The organism is Vibrio sp. 1CM8B (genome assembly GCF_023161685.1).
GTDB classification, from domain to species: Bacteria; Pseudomonadota; Gammaproteobacteria; order Enterobacterales; family Vibrionaceae; genus Vibrio; species Vibrio coralliirubri.
Genome location: NZ_JALNTU010000020.1, coordinates 1 through 18,899, shown reverse-complemented (window position 1 = coordinate 18,899; position 18,899 = coordinate 1). Strand labels below are relative to the sequence as shown.

At 46.5% G+C, this 18,899-nt stretch carries 18 protein-coding genes; 17 read left to right on the top strand and 1 reads right to left on the bottom strand.

The annotated features are described in order from the left end of the window. Positions 1 to 30 precede the first annotated feature (30 nt). The 15 genes from MSG36_RS22650 (at position 31) to ureG (ending at position 13,677) form a co-directional block, all read left to right on the top strand. On the top strand, positions 31 to 1,032 hold the full coding sequence (locus tag MSG36_RS22650; protein ID WP_248369786.1) for a sensor domain-containing diguanylate cyclase: 1,002 nt from the start codon (positions 31 to 33) through the stop codon (positions 1,030 to 1,032). A gap of 36 nt (positions 1,033 to 1,068) precedes the next feature. Next, complete coding sequence (locus MSG36_RS22645; RefSeq protein WP_017056199.1) at positions 1,069 to 1,296, top strand: zinc ribbon domain-containing protein; 228 nt, start codon at positions 1,069 to 1,071, stop codon at positions 1,294 to 1,296. Between the two features lie 560 nt (positions 1,297 to 1,856). Continuing rightward, on the top strand, positions 1,857 to 3,143 hold the full coding sequence (gene urtA / locus MSG36_RS22640) for an urea ABC transporter substrate-binding protein (RefSeq protein WP_004735113.1): 1,287 nt from the start codon (positions 1,857 to 1,859) through the stop codon (positions 3,141 to 3,143). Between the two features lie 134 nt (positions 3,144 to 3,277). Next, entirely contained in the window at positions 3,278 to 4,906 is a 1,629-nt protein-coding gene (gene urtB / locus MSG36_RS22635) for an urea ABC transporter permease subunit UrtB (RefSeq protein WP_248369784.1), read from the top strand. A gap of 10 nt (positions 4,907 to 4,916) precedes the next feature. Then, positions 4,917 to 6,089, top strand: coding sequence for an urea ABC transporter permease subunit UrtC (urtC, locus tag MSG36_RS22630; RefSeq protein WP_248369782.1), 1,173 nt, complete (start codon positions 4,917 to 4,919; stop codon positions 6,087 to 6,089). After that, on the top strand, positions 6,086 to 6,928 hold the full coding sequence (gene urtD / locus MSG36_RS22625; protein WP_052879463.1) for an urea ABC transporter ATP-binding protein UrtD: 843 nt from the start codon (positions 6,086 to 6,088) through the stop codon (positions 6,926 to 6,928). The genes urtC and urtD overlap by 4 nt, the downstream gene beginning before the upstream one ends. A 1-nt stretch (position 6,929) precedes the next feature. Then, entirely contained in the window at positions 6,930 to 7,625 is a 696-nt protein-coding gene (gene urtE / locus MSG36_RS22620; RefSeq protein ID WP_017090946.1) for an urea ABC transporter ATP-binding subunit UrtE, read from the top strand. Continuing rightward, on the top strand, positions 7,622 to 8,569 hold the full coding sequence (locus MSG36_RS22615) for an urease accessory protein UreD (protein ID WP_050619867.1): 948 nt from the start codon (positions 7,622 to 7,624) through the stop codon (positions 8,567 to 8,569). The genes urtE and MSG36_RS22615 overlap by 4 nt, the downstream gene beginning before the upstream one ends. A gap of 132 nt (positions 8,570 to 8,701) precedes the next feature. After that, the gene (gene ureA / locus MSG36_RS22610) at positions 8,702 to 9,004 is read left to right on the top strand and encodes an urease subunit gamma (protein ID WP_017092435.1); all 303 of its coding nucleotides are present in this window, start codon (positions 8,702 to 8,704) and stop codon (positions 9,002 to 9,004) included. An 11-nt stretch (positions 9,005 to 9,015) separates the two neighbouring features. After that, complete coding sequence (locus MSG36_RS22605) at positions 9,016 to 9,351, top strand: urease subunit beta (RefSeq protein WP_004735120.1); 336 nt, start codon at positions 9,016 to 9,018, stop codon at positions 9,349 to 9,351. A 39-nt stretch (positions 9,352 to 9,390) separates the two neighbouring features. Further along, the gene (gene ureC / locus MSG36_RS22600; protein WP_248369780.1) at positions 9,391 to 11,094 is read left to right on the top strand and encodes an urease subunit alpha; all 1,704 of its coding nucleotides are present in this window, start codon (positions 9,391 to 9,393) and stop codon (positions 11,092 to 11,094) included. A 62-nt stretch (positions 11,095 to 11,156) separates the two neighbouring features. Next, complete coding sequence (gene ureE, locus MSG36_RS22595; RefSeq protein ID WP_048614367.1) at positions 11,157 to 11,609, top strand: urease accessory protein UreE; 453 nt, start codon at positions 11,157 to 11,159, stop codon at positions 11,607 to 11,609. A gap of 63 nt (positions 11,610 to 11,672) precedes the next feature. Further along, positions 11,673 to 12,269, top strand: a complete 597-nt coding sequence (locus MSG36_RS22590; protein ID WP_248369779.1) for a HupE/UreJ family protein — start codon at positions 11,673 to 11,675, stop codon at positions 12,267 to 12,269. Positions 12,270 to 12,311: 42 nt separating this feature from the next. Next, the gene (locus MSG36_RS22585; RefSeq protein WP_086970934.1) at positions 12,312 to 12,992 is read left to right on the top strand and encodes an urease accessory UreF family protein; all 681 of its coding nucleotides are present in this window, start codon (positions 12,312 to 12,314) and stop codon (positions 12,990 to 12,992) included. A gap of 46 nt (positions 12,993 to 13,038) precedes the next feature. Further along, on the top strand, positions 13,039 to 13,677 hold the full coding sequence (gene ureG / locus MSG36_RS22580; protein WP_248369777.1) for an urease accessory protein UreG: 639 nt from the start codon (positions 13,039 to 13,041) through the stop codon (positions 13,675 to 13,677). Positions 13,678 to 13,783: 106 nt separating this feature from the next. On the opposite strand, the gene xseA is transcribed toward ureG, so the two are convergent. Then, positions 13,784 to 15,130 (bottom strand): exodeoxyribonuclease VII large subunit, encoded by a 1,347-nt coding sequence (xseA, locus tag MSG36_RS22575; protein WP_050052929.1) that lies wholly within the window; start codon positions 15,128 to 15,130, stop codon positions 13,784 to 13,786. 269 nt (positions 15,131 to 15,399) lie between these two features. On the opposite strand from xseA, the gene guaB reads away from it, so the two are divergent. Together guaB and guaA are read left to right on the top strand one after the other, a co-directional pair. Next, complete coding sequence (gene guaB, locus MSG36_RS22570; RefSeq protein WP_017062496.1) at positions 15,400 to 16,863, top strand: IMP dehydrogenase; 1,464 nt, start codon at positions 15,400 to 15,402, stop codon at positions 16,861 to 16,863. 378 nt (positions 16,864 to 17,241) lie between these two features. Then, positions 17,242 to 18,795, top strand: a complete 1,554-nt coding sequence (guaA, locus tag MSG36_RS22565) for a glutamine-hydrolyzing GMP synthase (protein ID WP_048608103.1) — start codon at positions 17,242 to 17,244, stop codon at positions 18,793 to 18,795. Positions 18,796 to 18,899: the final 104 nt, after the last annotated feature.

Below are 18,899 nucleotides of genomic sequence, written 5' to 3'. Positions count from 1 at the left end.
ACCCGATTACACAATTGAAAGCCTTAGTGAATGGAACAACAATTTTTATTAGAAGGCCATCGAGCCGTCAATAGTTTGCTGCGGAAGCTTGCGCTTGGGATGGATCGCAAAGATTTAAATCACAAGATTATTCAGCTTACCGAGCAGCTTTTTGGGCAGCGCATGGCTTCAATTCTACTGCTCAAACCAGAGTCTAAAACGTTACACCTTGAATATGCCCCAAACCTGCCTGATTTTTACAATCAACAGATTGAAGGGGTAGAAATTGGTGCGGGGATAGGTTCTTGTGGCGAGGCAGCTGCGCTTAAGAAAGCAGTGATGGTCTCTAACATAAATGCACACCCAAACTGGGCACCTTTTTTAGCCCTCACCAATCAAGCGAATCTGCATGCCTGTTGGTCGGTACCCATTATCTCGTCGCGCGGTAATGTGTTGGGTACCTTCGCTATTTATAGTCAGTACATCTCTGAACCGCATGAATTTGAGCTCGAGATCTTAGAACTACTGGCTTCCCTGTATTCGGTGGCACTAGAGAAGTTTGAGCTGGAGAATCAGCTTAACTTTTTCGCCAATCGAGATTCTCTAACCCATTGCTTGAATCGTCGTGCACTGTTCAATGAAGCTGAAAAAGTGTTGGCTAAGCGATGTTTTTCAGAAAAGGTGATGGCGTGTCTGTTTGTTGATGTCGATAAGTTCAAATCGATAAATGATACCTATGGCCACAGTTTTGGTGACGATGTGTTGTTGGCGGTTGCCGAAGTTCTTGATGAGGCAACCACAGCATGTGCCAAGATAGGGCGTTATGGTGGCGATGAGTTTGTGGTGTTCTCATGTTTTGATGATCAAGAAAGCGTTGTTAGCTTCTACCACAGCTTAGAGAAAGCACTGCAACAAGCGCTTTATATCAATGATGTGCAGTTTTCAGTAAGTGTCGGGCTGTCTTGTGACAAAGATCCTCAAGGATTAGACCAGTTGATCGCACAAGCTGATAAGAACATGTATCAAATCAAGCAAGCCAAGTCTCAGCAGTAGTAGATTGTAAAAATAGTCGTAAATTAGGAAGTGCTAATGAGTGAAAATATCTGCCCTAAGTGCCAGTCTGAGCTAGCTTGGGATGGCAAGTATCACTGTGAAAGTTGTCAGGCTCACTTTACTAAAGTTGGGTTTTGCCCAGAGTGCAGCAGCCAACTTGAGAAGCTTCAAGCCTGTGGTGCGGCGAGCTACTTTTGTAATGGCGATTGCAACGAATTGAAATCAAAGTCGAGAGTAAAATTCGAATTTCAACCAGCGGAATAGCCTTAAACTGCATGGTTTGAACGACCATCGGTGATGTTATACCAGAGACTCAATACTAGGGCGTGTTGACCTTTCGCGGTTAAATTTTGTTCGAGATAAAAGCGTTTTAATCGCGGCGAGGGAGAAGTAGCCTAGTCATTCTAAGCAAATCTCCCTCAACAAAGAGTAAAACGCTTTTAGCCGAACCCTTCGGGCAGCGTTTGCTGGTCATTTCTACTACGTTATCGGCTTCTCATGTAGGCTAGCTACACATCAAAGCCTCTGCCTTGTATAAATACCCAGCAACTCGCTGCAAAAATCAGCTCGAAAGATCAACATGCCCTAAAGTGTTGTGTCTTTTTTATATCTGAAGAACAGGAATGTGTCATCTTGGTTCATTCCCACTGTCACTGCACCAGTATGAAACATAGTTACATGATTGCTATGCACTCTATTGGTGTGAATTTCTTTTAAATTCTATTAATACAATTACTTATAAATAATTTCGTTGGTTCATAAGTTTGGCACTCTTCTTGTAACTCTGTAATTGAATAACAAAAATACAATTATGGAGTAATATCATGAACAAGGTGTTCAATTTATCGCTAGCTGCACTGTGTACAACACTTTCATTTTCTTCTGCAACAGTGTTTGCTGCTGATGAGACCATCAAGGTCGGTGTTCTACACTCACTCTCTGGCACTATGGCGATCAGTGAGACCACGCTAAAAGATACCGTGCTAATGCTCATCGAAGAGCAGAACAAAAAGGGCGGTTTGCTTGGTAAGAAGCTAGAGCCTGTTGTGGTTGACCCTGCGTCAAACTGGCCGCTATTTGCTGAGAAAGCGCGTGAGCTTATCGAAAAAGAGAAAGTGGATGTGGTGTTCGGTGGTTGGACATCGGTATCACGTAAATCGATGCTGCCTGTCTTTGAAGAACTCAACAGCATCCTTTTCTACCCAGTACAGTATGAAGGTGAAGAGTCTTCTAAAAACGTTTTCTACACCGGTGCCGCGCCAAACCAACAAGCGATCCCTGCAGTGGATTACTTGATGGAAGAGCTTGAAGTCGAGCGCTGGGTACTTGCTGGTACCGATTACGTTTACCCACGTACTACCAATAAGATCTTAGAAGCCTACTTAAAAGATAAAGGTGTCGCAGAAGAAGACATCATGATCAACTACACGCCATTTGGTCACTCTGATTGGCAATCTATCGTTTCAGACATCAAAAAGTTCGGCGAAGCCGGTAAGAAAACCGCTGTGGTTTCTACTGTGAACGGCGATGCGAACGTACCTTTCTATAAAGAACTTGGCGCTCAAGGCATTTCATCTGAAGACATCCCAGTTATTGCCTTCTCTGTTGGTGAAGAAGAACTGTCAGGTATGGACACAGAACCACTGGTAGGCCATCTAGCGGCATGGAACTACTTCATGAGTGTTGATACCGAAGCCAATGAAGAGTTCGTTGAAACGTGGCAGTCGTTCATCAAGAGTGAAAAGCGTGTCACCAACGACCCAATGGAAGCGCACTATGTTGGCTTCAACATGTGGGCTCAAGCGGTCACTAATGCAGGCACAACCGATCCTGAATCTGTTCAAGATGCCTTGATTGGTGTGTCTGTTCCTAACCTTTCTGGTGGCTACTCAACCATGCTGCCAAACCACCACATTACTAAACCAGTCCTGATCGGTGAAATCCAAGACGATGGTCAATTCGATATCGTTTGGGAAACCACAGGTCTCGTTGCGGGTGATGCTTGGTCGAGCTACTTACCTGAATCGGCAAAACTGTTCTCTAGCTGGTCGAAGCCATTCTCATGTGGTGCGTTTAACGTCGAAACGAAGAAGTGTTCTGGCGGTAACTAGAGTCATGAGTATGAGCCTTGTCTTTAGTAAACCTAGCTAAGGTAAGGCTCACTACTTCTCAGGTAATAATAATTATCCACGTATCCATCAAGCAAAAATAACAATATCTAGCTCGATGGACTAAGGAAGCAGGGATGAAAAACGCATTAAACGTATTTAAGGCGCTGTTGCTTATGGCAGTCAGTGCTCAGTTGGCTTTTGCGGGAATAACGGATGAAGCTAGCTTTACCAAGGCGCTAGTTGGTAAGAAAACATCGGATAAAGAATTAGCTATTGATTGGGTGATTGAGACGCAAACGGAAGATGTGTTGAAGCCTATTCTGGATGGTTGGTTAAACGGAAACCTTTACTATTTTGGTGATAAACAGAGCGAGCAGTACAAACAGCTCTACCTCATTCAAAGCATCAAAACAGCGACGTCAGCTCAGTCTGTATGGGATGATTCAACGCTGAATATCGAGAATGCGAGACAGTTTAAAAAGGTTCGCGTGAATAACAAACTTCGCGGGATCTTGCGCGGCGAAATTGCTTCTATTGGACTGAACAGCAGTAATCCTGATGTGCGTTATAAAGCTGTTTTGGATCTGTTAGGGACTAAAGACGCTGACATCATTGAGCGCATAGCTGAACTCAGAACCAACGAATCAGAGGGCAAAGTGGCAGAGCTGATGGACCTCTCATTGGCTATTTATAGCTCCCTTGATAAAAGCGCAACCATTGAAGATCGAGTAACGTCGATTGAGCGAGTCGGTGACTTCAAACACTCAGTCGTTCTGCAAACACTGAATCAACTGTTAAACAGTGAGCAAGATCCAAGCATTACCGCTGCAGCAGAACGTGCGATGGATAGCTATCAACAAAGCCAAGCACTCTATTCGGGTGTAGAAACGGTATTCTTCGGTTTGAGCTTAGGTTCGGTATTGGTGCTGGCGGGCATTGGCTTGGCGATTACCTTTGGTGTGATGGGCGTTATCAACATGGCTCATGGTGAGCTGATCATGATTGGTGCTTACACCACCTACGTATTGCAGCTGTTGATGCCGAATCATATTGGCCTAGCGCTGATACTTTCCATCCCAGCGGCATTCATTGTGTCTGGCTTAGTGGGCATTGCGATTGAGCGAAGTGTGATTCGTCATCTTTATGGTCGCCCATTGGAAACCTTACTCGCGACTTTTGGTATTAGCTTGATCTTGCAGCAAGCTGTTCGTTCTATTTTCTCTCCTTTGAACCGCTCAGTGAGCACGCCTGAATGGATGTCTGGCGCACTTCAATTGAACCCAATGTTGTCTCTGACTTACAACCGACTTTATATCATCTTGTTCTGTGGTTTGGTGTTTATGGGCTTATTGATGGTTCTGAAAAAGACACCACTAGGCTTGCAGGTTCGTGCGGTTTCTCAAAACCGTGGCATGGCTCGTGCGATGGGTATTCGTTCTGAGCGAGTTGATGCGATGACCTTCGGTTTAGGCTCTGGCGTTGCGGGTGTTGCAGGAGTGGCACTTTCTCAACTGACCAACGTTGGCCCTAATATGGGACAGGCGTACATCATTGATTCGTTCATGGTGGTGGTGTTCGGCGGTGTTGGCAACCTATGGGGCACGCTAGTCGCAGGCTTAAGCCTTGGTCTGTTCAATAAGATTTTAGAACCATGGGCAGGTGCGGTTCTTGCCAAGATTCTGGTACTGGTTTTCATCATTCTATTTATTCAAAAACGCCCACGCGGACTCTTCCCGCAACGTGGTCGTGCGGCTGAAGGTTAAGGACAACATCATGCAGTCAAAATCATTTGTACTTTCGGCGATGCGTGGTGACAAAGGTGGCCAACTGACCATCCTTGCCATTCTAGCGGCCGTTATTCTTATCCCACTGGCTAACACCATGTTGCCAAGTGGGCATCCGCTCCATGTAGAGACTTTCACGATCTCATTAATGGGCAAGTATCTGAGCTACGCAATGTTGGCGTTGGCGCTCGATCTGGTGTGGGGCTATCTCGGAATCTTGAGCCTTGGCCACGGTGCTTTCTTTGCGCTTGGTGGTTATGCGATGGGCATGTATTTGATGCGCCAGATTGGTGACCGTGGGGTTTATGGTGATCCAATCCTACCTGACTTTATGGTGTTCCTTGATTGGTCTGCGTTGCCGTGGTTCTGGCAAGGCTTTGATCAGTTCTGGTTCGCCTGTTTGATGGTGGTGCTAGTGCCGGGCGCATTGGCTTACTTGTTTGGTTATTTAGCTTTCCGCTCTCGTGTGTCCGGTGTGTATCTCTCTATCATGACTCAGGCGTTAACTTACGCATTGATGCTGGCATTTTTCCGCAACGAAATGGGCTTTGGTGGCAACAACGGACTGACGGATTTCAAAGACATCATCGGTCTGAGTTTGCAGAGTGATACGGTCAAGATAGGTCTGTTTGTCGCGACTGGTATTGCGCTTATTCTCAGCTACATAGCTTGTCGCATGGTGGTGACCAGTCGATTAGGTCGTGTGGCATTAGCGATTCGTGATACGGAATCACGCACTCGCTTTATGGGCTATGACGTCGATGGCATCAAGCTGTGGGTCTTCGTTCTTTCTGCGGTTATCGCCGGTATTGCCGGGGCTTTATATGTCCCTCAAGTTGGCATCATTAATCCGGGAGAATTTGCTCCTCTTAACTCGATTGAGATTGTGGTTTGGGTAGCCTTAGGCGGTCGTGCCACTCTGTTTGGTGCCATTGTCGGTGCATTGATCATCAACTACGCCAAGAGCTGGTTTACGGTTGAGTTCCCAGAGGTATGGTTATTTGCTCTGGGTGGACTATTCGTACTCTCAACCATGTACTTCCCACAAGGTGTGATTGGCTTTGTTAGTGAAAGGTGGCAGCAGCTGCGCAAGGCATCAAATGGGAAAAACCAAGATAAAGATAAGGATGATCAGCATAAGGCCAAGGAGGTGATCGCATGACCACATTTAATAGCGTAAAGGAATCGGTTCAGGCGTTCACTCGTCGAGACGAAGTCTTTGATTACCTCAAACCCGATATTCATCCTGCCATCGATACTCGACATAACGTGCTGTTGTATGTCGAAGGCGTCAACAAAAGCTTTGATGGTTTCCAAGCGATAAACGACCTCAACCTCTACATCAAAGAGGGAGAGCTACGCTGCATTATCGGTCCTAATGGCGCAGGTAAAACCACCATGATGGACATCATCACAGGTAAAACTAAGCCGGACACTGGCGAGGTGTGGTTGGGTTCGAACATCAACTTATTGAAGAAGAATGAGGCTGAAATTGCCAATGCAGGCGTTGGGCGTAAATTCCAAAAACCGACCGTGATTGAGTGTTTAACTGTGTGGCAGAACCTTGAATTAGCCATGGCCGGTGACCGTTCAGTGTGGGCAACTTTCACTGCTGTGATGTCTGGTGAACAGAAAGACAAACTGACCTCTGTGCTTGAGTTGATTCATTTAAAAGACGAAGCGGCGAATTTGGCAGGTAACCTGTCTCACGGACAAAAGCAGTGGTTAGAGATAGGCATGTTATTGATGCAAAACCCTAGGCTATTGCTGGTGGATGAACCCGTTGCAGGGATGACTCACCAAGAGATGGACCGTACTTCTGAGTTACTTAACTCACTGGCAGGCAAGCACTCAGTGGTAGTGGTTGAACACGATATGGATTTCGTTCGTTCAATTGCCAGCCATGTCACCGTGCTTCATCAAGGTCATGTGTTGGCTGAAGGCACGATGGATCAAGTGCAGGCTCACCCTGAAGTTAAACAAGTTTATCTCGGAGAATAGGATGCTAGAGGTTAAATCAGTTAATCAATATTACGGTGAGAGCCATACGCTGTGGGATTTGGATATGCAGATCCCAGAAGGAAAATGCACAGTGCTAATGGGGCGAAATGGCGTCGGTAAAACCACGTTGCTGCAATGCATCATGGGGTTGGTTAAGGTCGAAAGCGGTGACATCTCATTGTCGGGCGAGTCGCTTTTGAAAACCGATGCTGAAGATCGTGCTCGCCAAGGCATCGGTTATGTGCCGCAAGGTCGTCAGATCTTTCCGATGCTCACGGTTCAAGAAAACCTAGAAGTAGGCTTGCCGATTCGAGAAAAGGGCGACCGTAAGATCCCAGAGTTCATCTTCGATATATTCCCAGTGTTAAAAGAGATGCTGCATCGTCGCGGTGGTGACTTATCTGGAGGTCAACAGCAGCAACTCGCGATTGGGCGTGCGTTGGTGGTTAATCCAAAACTGTTGATCTTGGATGAACCGACAGAAGGTATTCAGCCCAATATCGTGCAAGAGATTGGTGACATCATTCGTATGCTCAACGAGAAGATGGGACTCACAGTCCTGCTTGTTGAACAGAAGCTGCCATTTGCGAGAAAGGTCGGTGACCGATTTTGCATTCTCGACCGTGGTCGTCAGGTAGCAGAAGGTGAAATGAAAGGGCTCAATGAGTCTTTGATTAAGGAGTACCTAACCGTATGAGCTCTCTATATTCTTCGAGTGAAGCAATAAACACTTCTTTAGCGGGAGTGTTGTCTCTGAATGAGACCATCGAACAAGATATTCGAGACGGTTGGCAAGCGAGCTTAAACCTCACTTTTGTCGACCGCGGTGATAAAACCGTATTAAAGAATCGTCAGCAGTCTGGTCCGCTTGCGGTGCAGCGTCCCTTGTATCCTGATGGGGAAACGTGTCACACCTACTTACTTCATCCCCCCGGCGGAGTGGTAGGTGGTGACACTCTCAATATTGAAGCGACCATCGAAAGCGGTGCGCATGCGTTGATCACCACACCCGGTGCGACCAAGTTTTACCGCTCAAACAACAAGTACGCCAAGCAGAAGCAGACCCTACGAGTGAAGAAAGATGCTCGCTTGGAATGGATGCCGCAAGAGAACATCTTTTTCCCGAACGCACACGTTCGTTTAGACACTGAAATTCGCCTAGAAAAGGGTGCACAGTTTTGGGGTTGGGAGATGCACTGTTTTGGACGCCCTGCACAGAATGAGGGATTCGAGCATGGTCACCTCGTTGGGAAAACAGAAATCTATCTTGATAATCAAAGGCTTCTGACTGAAGGTTTTAATTTTCACGGTGGCGATAAGTTAATGATAAATATGGGGTTACTTGATTATTCAATGATGGGAACCTTTTATATTACTTCAAATGAGAAGCAAGATTTAGAGTTGGTACAGAGCTTGCTCTTATCTATTACACAGCAAGCTTCACAGCAATCAGTTACATCAAAAACGTCGAGTGAACCCACATTAATATTGGGTGCGACTCAGATAGAAGGATTGATTGTGGTGCGAGCCTTGGGTAATTGGAGTGAAGACATCCTCCAGGCCTTTGGTCAGATATGGCAAGCAACTCGCTCTCATTTATGTGGTACGACTCCTGATTTACCAAGGATTTGGGCGACTTAGCGATTAGCCCTATTTGTACCGGGGGCGCCTTCCGGCCCTCGGTACATTTTTTCAAGCTTGCTGTGATTGAATCCCACTTACTGCTCATGCGTTTTGAGCAATAAGAAAACAACACTAACAGCGGGCGGCTAAATGGAATTAACACCAAGAGAAAAAGATAAGCTACTTATCTTCTGCGCAGGAATGCTGGCACAGCAGCGCAAACAAAAAGGCTTAAAACTCAACTACCCAGAATCTATTGCACTGATCAGCAGTGCCATTCTTGAAGGTGCCCGTGAGGGTAGAACCGTTTCAGAATTAATGGATTTTGGACGCACACTTCTTACTGTCGATGACGTTATGGAGGGGATCCCTTCCATGATCCCTGATGTACAAGTCGAAGCCACTTTTCCTGATGGCACCAAGCTGGTGACCGTTCATGAACCTATCGTGTAGGGAGAAGTAATATGGCTGGTTCCACAAAACAATACTCAGGATTCGTTCCCGGAAAAGTAGAAACCGCACCCGGTGACATCACTCTCAATGAAGGCCGCGACACAACGTCCGTTAAGGTACAAAACATTGGCGATCGTCCTGTTCAAATTGGCTCTCATTACCACTTCTATGAAGCAAACCCATCACTGATCTTTGACCGAGAAGCCACTAAAGGTTTTCGACTCAATATTCCTGCTGGTACTGCAACCCGCTTTGAACCGGGTCAGTCGCGCAGCGTCGAGTTAGTGCGTTACGCCGGTAAGTTAGAGATCTATGGCTTCCAAGGAAAGGTGATGGGCAAGCTCTAAGCGCTCCCACGGAATAATGAAAATAACAAAGGATTGAACATGGCGACGATATCCAGACAGGCTTATGCCGAAATGTTTGGGCCAACAGTCGGTGACCGAGTGCGTCTTGCTGACACTGATTTATGGCTAGAAGTTGAAAAGGATTACACCGTATACGGTGACGAAGTGAAATTCGGCGGCGGTAAAGTGATTCGTGATGGACAAGGGCAAAGCCAACGTCCAAGTGCCGAAACTCCAGGTTTGGTGATCACCAACGCGATTGTGTTGGATTACTGGGGCATCGTAAAAGCCGATGTCGCAATTAAAGACGGCCGAGTTCAAGCTTTAGGCAAAGCAGGTAACCCAGACGTTCAGCCGGGCGTTGATATTGTGATTGGCCCGGGCACGGAGATTTTAGCGGGCGAAGGTTCAATTCTGACTGCTGGTGGCATTGATTCACACATTCACTTTATCTGCCCACAACAGATTGAAGAAGCATTGGCATCCGGTGTGACAACCATGATCGGCGGTGGCACTGGACCAAACACAGGTACTAACGCGACCACATGTACGCCGGGGCCTTGGAACATGCACCGCATGCTAGAGTCACTCGATCAATTCCCGATGAACTTTGGTTTGTTAGGCAAAGGCAATGCAAGTCAGCCAGAAGCACTACGTGAGCAAGTAGCGGCAGGTGCTGTGGGTTTGAAGTTGCACGAAGATTGGGGAACCACACCTGCTTCAATCGATACTTGTTTAAGCGTTGCTGATGAGATGGACATACAAGTTGCGATTCATACCGATACCTTGAATGAGTCTGGTTTTGTTGAATCAACACTTGGCGCAATTGGCGACCGCGTGATTCATACCTATCACACTGAAGGTGCGGGCGGTGGTCATGCTCCCGATATTATCCGTGCGGCAGGTGAACCCAACGTTCTGCCTTCATCAACTAACCCAACACGACCTTACACGGTTAATACGGTCGATGAGCACTTAGACATGTTGATGGTGTGTCATCACCTTTCACCATCGATTGCTGAAGATGTCGCGTTTGCTGAATCGCGTATCCGCCGTGAAACCATTGCCGCAGAAGATATTCTTCATGACTTAGGTGCCTTTTCGATGATCGCTTCGGACTCACAAGCAATGGGACGTGTAGGCGAGGTGATCACTCGAACTTGGCAAACCGCACACAAGATGAAAGTGCAGCGTGGCAGCCTAAAAGAAGATTCAGACTACAGCGATAACTTCCGTTTAAGACGTTATGTCGCTAAGTACACCATCAACCCAGCGATCACTCATGGTATGTCTCATGAAATCGGTTCTATTGAAGCAGGGAAGTTAGCTGATCTCGTGTTGTGGAAGCCCGCTTTTTTTGGTGTGAAGCCCAGCGTGATTTTGAAAGGCGGCATGATCGCCATGGCGCCGATGGGTGACCCAAATGCTTCAATCCCAACACCTCAGCCAGTCCATTACCGCTCTATGTTTGGTAGCTACGGCAAGGCGTGTCAGAACACATCAATGCTGTTTGTCTCTAAAGAAGCCAAGGCGCAGAACATCGACAAACAGTTGGGTCTGCAGAGCTTGATTGGTGTTGTGAGTAACTGCCGAAACATCAGCAAAGCCGACATGAAGCTTAATGATTGGATGCCGAAGATTGAAGTCGACTCTCAGACTTACCAAGTACGCGCCGATGGTGAATTGCTGACGTGTGAACCTGCTGAAGAGCTGCCAATGGCTCAGAGATACTTTTTGTTTTAGCTGCGAGCTGAGGGCTCTTATTTTGAACGTTATAAATCTCACAAGGAGATTGAGGTAATAGCATGATTGAACTGACTCAACTGAATACTCAAATACAAAATGCACCGGACGGCTATTTGAGCCTGCCGATCGATAGCCGCATCAAAAGCCGCCTTAAGGTGATGCTAGATGACGGGCGCAATGCCGGACTGTTTCTACCACGAGGTCATATCTTGCGTGGTGGCGAACAACTCTCAAGTGAATGTGGTTTAGTCGTAGAAGTGAAAGCGGCACCAGAAACCGTTTCAACCGTTTATTGTGAAGACCCACACTTGCTAACGCGAGTGGCGTATCACCTTGGTAACCGTCATGTTCCGCTACAAGTGGAAGCGGGCTGGGTTCGTTACCAACACGACCATGTTTTGGATGAAATGGTTGAAGGTTTAGGCGCGAAGGTGACTACCGAGAAACAACCGTTTGAGCCAGAAGGCGGCGCTTATGGCGGTCGCTCAGGTGGACATCATCACCATCATTAATGACTCACTAAACGATTTATATAACAACAAAATATTAATAACGATAAACGCAAGGAACTCGCGATGAACTTTAAAACAGCAGCAGGCTTATGCACTTTCACAATAGCTTCTCTAACAACATCAACATTGGCTTTCGCTCACCCGGGGCACGGTTCGCATTCGGTTCATGAGTCTCACTCATTTATGTCTGGCTTAACTCACCCTGTGACAGGTATGGATCACCTGATCATGTTGATCGCTTTTGGTCTGCTAATTGGCGCACTTTCATTTTCCAGCAAGACAAAAGCCGCTCTGATTGGCGGCGGGTTGGCGTCTTTGGTGGTCGGACTCATCGCAGGCCAAGCCTTAGGTTTCTCTGTGATTGTTGAACCTGCAATCATCGCTTCTCTATTCGTTGTCAGCTTATGCTTATGGCACGTGTTTTCACCATCAACTAAGCGTGTGAACAGTGTATTAGCAGCTTCGATTGGCATGTTGTTTTTCCATGGTTATGCGCATGGCGTTGAAGCGGCAAGTAACCTAACTCAGTTTGCAGCGGGTATGAGCATCACAGCTTTGGCTCTGATGGTTATCGGTACATTGGTTGGCCGCGCGGTTTACTCAAAATGGATGTCGGTTGGTGTGGCTTCAGCAAGCCTACTATTACTGTTAGGCGCGTAAGCTCTCGAACTTATTTGATTCTAGAAGACTGAGGGCACGGTTATGACCACAACAGAAAATGTCGCCATCTATCGTCTGTTTCAATTGATCAGTCCGTCATTGCCAATTGGTGGGTTTACATACTCGCAAGGCCTAGAGTTAGCGGTTGAAGCGGGTTGGGTGACCGATCGCAACAGTATGGAACAGTGGCTCAATACCATCGTTAGTTCCAGTGTCGCGACTTTGGAATTGCCCATCTTAGAGCGTCTTTACCACGCTCTAGAAAAGGGTGAACTCGATGAGATTGAGCACTGGTGTAACTACCTGTACTCAAGCCGTGAAACCAGTGAATTGCGGGCGGAAGAGAAGCAACGTGGGCATGCATTGAATACTTTGTTGAAGCGCTTAGATATCGATATTTCACTGGTGGACTCTGTTGATAGTCACCCAAACCAATTGTTGGGTATGTGTATGGCAGCGCAGCATTGGGGCATTGATTTAGAAAGCCTTAAGCAGGGTTACTTATGGAGTTGGCTTGAAAATATCGTTACTGCAGGCGTGAAACTGGTGCCTTTAGGTCAAACCGACGGGCAGTTGGCATTGATTAATATCACCAACACCTTTCCTGAGGTGATCGAAAAGGCCCACGCGATAGAAGATTGGATGGTAGGCAGCTTTTCGCCATCAATGGCATTAGCAAGTTCACTGCACGAAACACAATACACGAGACTATTTCGTTCGTAGCGGTCAGCTCGAACGGTGTAGTAAAAAGAATATAAGGAAGTAGACAATGGAAAGTTATAAGCAACCACTTCGAATTGGTATTGGCGGCCCGGTAGGGTCTGGTAAAACAGCGTTGTTAGAGGTGCTATGTAAGGCGATTCGCGACAAGCTCAACATTGCCGTGGTAACCAACGACATCTACACGCAAGAAGATGCAAAGATACTCACGCGAGCAGAAGCGCTAGAACCGGATCGTATCATTGGTGTTGAAACGGGTGGCTGTCCGCACACGGCGATCCGTGAAGATGCATCGATGAACTTAGCTGCGGTAGAAGAGCTCGCTAAGCTGCACAAAAACCTCGATGTGGTATTCGTCGAAAGCGGTGGCGACAACCTCAGTGCCACGTTCAGCCCTGAGTTAGCCGACCTTACCATCTACGTGATTGATGTAGCGGAGGGGGAGAAGATCCCACGTAAAGGCGGGCCGGGTATTACGCGTTCTGATCTGCTAGTCATCAACAAGATCGATTTAGCACCATATGTGGGTGCGTCACTTGAAGTGATGGAGCAAGATACACAACGCATGCGACCAACTAAGCCATACGTGTTCACCAACCTAAAAGAGAGCCAAGGTTTAGATTTCATTATCAACTTTATTGTGACCGAAGGGATGCTGACCATGAAGGAGCCTTCTACGATTGAGTAGAGTTTGAATACGTTCGCTTTCTTTTGAAGCCAATAGATACAAAAAAGCCCTTTCTATTATCGATAGGGCTTTTGGGTTTAAAGGATTTTTAACGTTCTAGTCGAACCTAAAGCTCGCTCTTCGCGACTCTTGTTGTCACTTGCGATTCAATCACACCATCTTCTACTTGAGTGGTAATCACTTCGCCCACCTCAACATCGTTAATCGATGACACCGTCTTGCTCGATGCGGAATGGGTAATGCTGTAGCCACGCTTTAGGGTTGCCAGTGGACTAACGGTTTCTAACTTCTCAGCAGCCATGGCTAGCTGATGGCGAGTGGTTAGCAGTGTTTTATCCATCGCATCTAATAGCTTCTGCTCAGAGCGTTGTAAATGCAGTTTCTGTTCACCAAGGCGTTTCACTGGCGAGTTCAGCTGAAGCTGGTGCTGTTTGCGCTCAACACGCTGTGCATGCTGCTTTAGGTATTGAGTCATACCACGACGCAAACGCATGTCTAGGTCATCAAGTTGCTGACTCTGCTTTTGAAGTTGGTAGCTCGGGTGTTGCTTCTCTAAGCGGTATTTCAGCGTTTGAGTGGATTGTGCTTGTTTGATTAACACATGACGGATCGCACTGATTAAGCGAGCACGTTTAGAGGCATAAGCTTGCTCTTTATGACTGTTGTCACGGCTAACCAATTCAGCGGCCGCTGACGGCGTTGGAGCACGCATATCTGCGACGAAATCAGCGATAGTGACGTCAACTTCGTGGCCAACTGCACTGATTATCGGGATCTGGCTTGCTGCAATTGTGCGAGCAACGATCTCGTTATTGAAGCACCATAAGTCTTCTAATGAACCGCCGCCACGACCTACGATCAACACATCACACTCATTGCGTTCGTTAGCTCGTCCAATCGCTTGAGCAATCTGAATTGCCGCCTCTTCGCCTTGAACCATGGTCGGGTAAACCACAACAGGCAATGAAGGATCGCGTCTTTTCAGTACATCAAGAATATCAAACAGCGCCGCGCCGGTTTTCGAGGTGATAACGCCAACGCGCTTTGGGTGTTCAGGAAGTGGTTGCTTACTCGATTGAGCAAACAGGCCTTCTGCGGCAAGGTTCATCTTCAGCTTTTCAAACTCTTGCTGAAGCTTACCGTCACCTTCTGGCTGCATGCTTTCGATGATCAGTTGATAGTCACCGCGTGGCTCATAAAGAGACAGGCGAGCTTTGACTAGAACTTGATTACCATTTTGGGGCTTAAAAGTGACACGGCGGTTATTGCCACGAAACATGGCACACTTAACTTGAGCGCGAGAGTCTTTAAGCGTGAGGTACCAGTGACCAGATACAGGTGCAGAGAAGTTTGAGATTTCACCAACGAGCCAGACTATTCCCATTTCGTTTTCTAATAGGAGACGAACCTCTGAGTTGAGGCGAGAAACAGTAAAGATGTTTGGATTAGTCATAGAAGCACTATCTTTCCTTGAAGGAAGGTCTTTCTTGGAATCTCACAGGACGTGAGTATGGAAGATAGCGGCAATATAATACATAGCAAGGGGGTAAATGCAAATTAAAAATACAAAAATGTGTAGCCAAGCGATTTCGTTGGCCGTATAATCCGTCCGCAATATCTAATCCAAATGCAGTTTGATTTTCCTTAATTGGCTGCCCTCATTAGGCGAAACGATGAGATTGGATTGTTTCTTTTTACTCCTATTATTGTGAGATATTGCAAATGCTAAGAATTGCCAAAGAAGCGCTGACATTCGACGACGTACTGCTAGTGCCAGCACACTCCACCGTTCTCCCTAATACAGCTGATCTTCGCACTCAGCTGACGAAGAATATTTCCCTAAACATCCCAATGATATCTGCATCGATGGATACTGTGACAGAAGCTCGCCTAGCGATTGCACTGGCACAAGAAGGCGGAATAGGCTTCATTCACAAGAACATGTCTATTGAACAGCAAGCTGAAATGGTTCGCCAGGTTAAAATTTACGAAGCTGGTGTGGTTTCTCACCCAGTAACTGTAAGTCCTGACGCGACAATCGCTGATGTTGTAGCCCTTACCCAAAAACACGGCTTTGCCGGTTTCCCTGTTGTTACTGAAACAAACGAACTTGTTGGTATTATTACCGGCCGTGACGTTCGCTTTGTTACTGACCTTTCTAAGAAAGTTGATGTAGTAATGACACCTAAAGCTCGCCTTGCTTCTGTTAAAGAAGGTGCAACTCGTGAAGAAGTTCAAGAGAAAATGCACGAAGCGCGTGTTGAAAAAGTTCTTGTTGTAAATGATGACTTCCAACTTACTGGAATGATCACTGCAAAAGATTTCCACAAAGCAGAACGTAAACCAAACGCTTGTAAAGATGAGCGCGGCAGCCTACGCGTAGGTGCAGCTGTTGGTGCTGGTGCTGGTAACGAAGAGCGCGTTGCTGCTCTAGTTGAAGCTGGCGTAGACGTTCTACTTATCGACTCTTCACACGGTCACTCTGAAGGCGTACTTAACCGTATCCGCGAAACTCGCGCTGCATACCCTGATCTACAAATCATCGGTGGTAACGTAGCAACTGGCGCTGGCGCTCGTGCTCTTATCGAAGCGGGTGTTAGTGCGGTTAAAGTAGGTATCGGCCCGGGTTCAATCTGTACGACTCGTATCGTTACTGGTGTTGGTGTTCCTCAAGTAACAGCAATCGCAGACGCAGCTGAAGTAGCTAACGAATACGGTATTCCAGTAATCGCAGATGGCGGTATCCGCTTCTCTGGCGATATCTGTAAAGCTATCGTTGCTGGCGCATCTTGTGTGATGGTTGGTTCAATGTTCGCGGGTACTGAAGAAGCACCGGGTGAAGTTATTCTTTACAACGGTCGTTCTTACAAGTCTTACCGTGGTATGGGTTCTCTTGGCGCTATGTCTCAAGGTTCTTCTGACCGTTACTTCCAATCTGACAACGCTGCAGACAAGCTTGTTCCAGAAGGTATTGAAGGTCGTATCGCATACAAAGGTCGTCTAAAAGAGATCGTTCACCAACAGATGGGCGGCCTACGCTCAAGCATGGGCCTAACGGGTTCTGCAACTGTTGAAGACATGCGTACTAAAGCTGAGTTTGTTCGTATCTCTGGTGCGGGCATGAAAGAATCTCACGTACACGATGTTCAAATCACGAAAGAAGCACCTAACTACCGTTTAGGTTAATAATACGTCCAAACGTTTGAATAATGTGCTGATTTAGTCGGCACATTAATATACCAATCGTAGTAAATAACTGGTCATCCTAGCTTGTTAAAAACCTCGATAACTTCGTTAGAATTTTTGATTGTAGAATAACTACTTATCAGAACTCTTTGTTGAATAGAGCAGCCTTGTTCTCAAGCTTTTTTCCAGCGCTACTACTGAACACTTACTTACTGTGATTGGTATTATATCTACCGCCTGTTTTGTTAAAAGTCCGATTTTCTCAAAACACGTGGTTAAAGATATCTAACGAAAACGTTTGCTTTATTTCTTGAAGAGTTAATCAGAGGTGAGTAAACTCGCCTCCGTTTTATCACATAGCCAATAAGACTGCTTACAATGACTAAAAATATTCATGACCAACGTATTCTAATTCTGGACTTCGGTTCTCAATACACACAGCTAGTAGCTCGTCGTATTCGTGAGATCGGTGTTTACTGTGAACTTTGGAGCTGGGACGTAGAAGAAGCGGATATTCGTGAATTCAATCCAGACGGCATCATCCTATCTGGTGGCCCTGAAAGTGTAACGGAGGAGAACTCTCCACGTGCACCTCAGTACGTATTTGATTCAGGTGTTCCTGTCTTCGGTATCTGCTACGGCATGCAAACTATGGCTGAGCAACTTGGCGGTAAAGTAGCAACGTCTACTGAGCGTGAGTTCGGCTACGCAGCGGTACAAGTGACTGGCGAATCTGCACTTTTCGCAGACCTTGAGTCTACTCAAGATGTTTGGATGAGCCACGGTGACAAAGTGGTTGAGATCCCTGCTGATTTCACAAAGATCGCTGAAACAGACACTTGCCCATACGCTGCTATGGCAAACGAAGAGAAGAAATACTACGGCGTACAATTCCACCCAGAAGTAACACACACCAAGAACGGCCTAAAAATGCTTGAGAACTTCGTTCTTAACGCATGTGGTTGTGAAGGTCTGTGGACTTCAGCTTCAATCATTGAAGATGCAGTTGCACGTATTAAAGAACAAGTAGGTGACGACGAAGTTATCCTTGGTCTTTCTGGTGGTGTTGATTCATCTGTAGTTGCGATGCTTGCTCACCGCGCTATCGGCGACAAACTAACATGTGTATTTGTAGATAACGGCCTTCTTCGTTTAAACGAAGGTGAGCAGGTTATGGAGATGTTCGGCAACAAGTTTGGCCTAAACATCATCAAAGTAGATGCTGAGCAACGTTTCCTTGATGCTCTTGAAGGCGAAGCTGAACCAGAAGCTAAGCGTAAGATCATCGGTCACGTATTCGTAGATATCTTCGATGAAGAGTCTAAGAAACTGAAGAATGCTAAATGGCTTGCTCAGGGTACTATCTACCCAGACGTAATCGAGTCTGCAGCATCTAAGACAGGTAAAGCACACGTAATCAAATCTCACCACAACGTTGGTGGTCTTCCTGATGATATGGAAATGGGCCTTGTTGAGCCTCTACGTGAGCTGTTTAAAGATGAAGTACGTAAGATCGGTCTAGAGCTTGGTCTTCCATACAACATGCTTTACCGCCACCCATTCCCGGGTCCAGGTCTAGGTGTTCGTGTGCTTGGCGAAGTGAAGAAAGAGTACTGTGATCTACTGCGTCGCGCAGATGCTATCTTCATTGAAGAGCTTCACGCTGCTGACCTTTACCACAAAGTATCTCAAGCATTCACGGTATTCCTACCAGTACGTTCAGTTGGCGTAATGGGCGATGGCCGTAAGTACGATTGGGTTGTATCTCTACGTGCTGTAGAAACTATCGACTTCATGACTGCTCACTGGGCACACCTACCATACGACTTCCTAGGTAAGGTTTCTAACCGTATTATCAACGAAGTTAACGGCATTTCACGTGTTGTCTACGATATTTCTGGTAAGCCACCAGCAACTATCGAGTGGGAATAATCTCTTAGAGATTTAACCAGCTTTGATTGTCTCGTCCTAAAATACGTTGACAGTATTTCTACTAAGCCAACAGCGTCAGCTGTTGGCTTTTTTCATGCACCTCA

What these genes read in the sequence shown, in the direction of transcription:
- ureE (WP_048614367.1), top strand. Translation starts at nt 11,157, where the DNA reads ATGATTGAACTGACTCAACTGAATACTCAAATACAAAATGCACCGGAC.
- guaA (WP_048608103.1), top strand. Translation starts at nt 17,242, where the DNA reads ATGACTAAAAATATTCATGACCAACGTATTCTAATTCTGGACTTCGGT.
- MSG36_RS22585 (WP_086970934.1), top strand. Translation starts at nt 12,312, where the DNA reads ATGACCACAACAGAAAATGTCGCCATCTATCGTCTGTTTCAATTGATC.
- guaB (WP_017062496.1), top strand. Translation starts at nt 15,400, where the DNA reads ATGCTAAGAATTGCCAAAGAAGCGCTGACATTCGACGACGTACTGCTA.
- urtD (WP_052879463.1), top strand. Translation starts at nt 6,086, where the DNA reads ATGACCACATTTAATAGCGTAAAGGAATCGGTTCAGGCGTTCACTCGT.
- ureA (WP_017092435.1), top strand. Translation starts at nt 8,702, where the DNA reads ATGGAATTAACACCAAGAGAAAAAGATAAGCTACTTATCTTCTGCGCA.
- urtA (WP_004735113.1), top strand. Translation starts at nt 1,857, where the DNA reads ATGAACAAGGTGTTCAATTTATCGCTAGCTGCACTGTGTACAACACTT.
- ureC (WP_248369780.1), top strand. Translation starts at nt 9,391, where the DNA reads ATGGCGACGATATCCAGACAGGCTTATGCCGAAATGTTTGGGCCAACA.
- MSG36_RS22650 (WP_248369786.1), top strand. Translation starts at nt 31, where the DNA reads ATGGAACAACAATTTTTATTAGAAGGCCATCGAGCCGTCAATAGTTTG.
- xseA (WP_050052929.1), bottom strand. Translation starts at nt 15,130, where the DNA reads ATGACTAATCCAAACATCTTTACTGTTTCTCGCCTCAACTCAGAGGTT.
- MSG36_RS22605 (WP_004735120.1), top strand. Translation starts at nt 9,016, where the DNA reads ATGGCTGGTTCCACAAAACAATACTCAGGATTCGTTCCCGGAAAAGTA.
- urtE (WP_017090946.1), top strand. Translation starts at nt 6,930, where the DNA reads ATGCTAGAGGTTAAATCAGTTAATCAATATTACGGTGAGAGCCATACG.
- urtB (WP_248369784.1), top strand. Translation starts at nt 3,278, where the DNA reads ATGAAAAACGCATTAAACGTATTTAAGGCGCTGTTGCTTATGGCAGTC.
- MSG36_RS22615 (WP_050619867.1), top strand. Translation starts at nt 7,622, where the DNA reads ATGAGCTCTCTATATTCTTCGAGTGAAGCAATAAACACTTCTTTAGCG.
- urtC (WP_248369782.1), top strand. Translation starts at nt 4,917, where the DNA reads ATGCAGTCAAAATCATTTGTACTTTCGGCGATGCGTGGTGACAAAGGT.
- MSG36_RS22590 (WP_248369779.1), top strand. Translation starts at nt 11,673, where the DNA reads ATGAACTTTAAAACAGCAGCAGGCTTATGCACTTTCACAATAGCTTCT.
- MSG36_RS22645 (WP_017056199.1), top strand. Translation starts at nt 1,069, where the DNA reads ATGAGTGAAAATATCTGCCCTAAGTGCCAGTCTGAGCTAGCTTGGGAT.
- ureG (WP_248369777.1), top strand. Translation starts at nt 13,039, where the DNA reads ATGGAAAGTTATAAGCAACCACTTCGAATTGGTATTGGCGGCCCGGTA.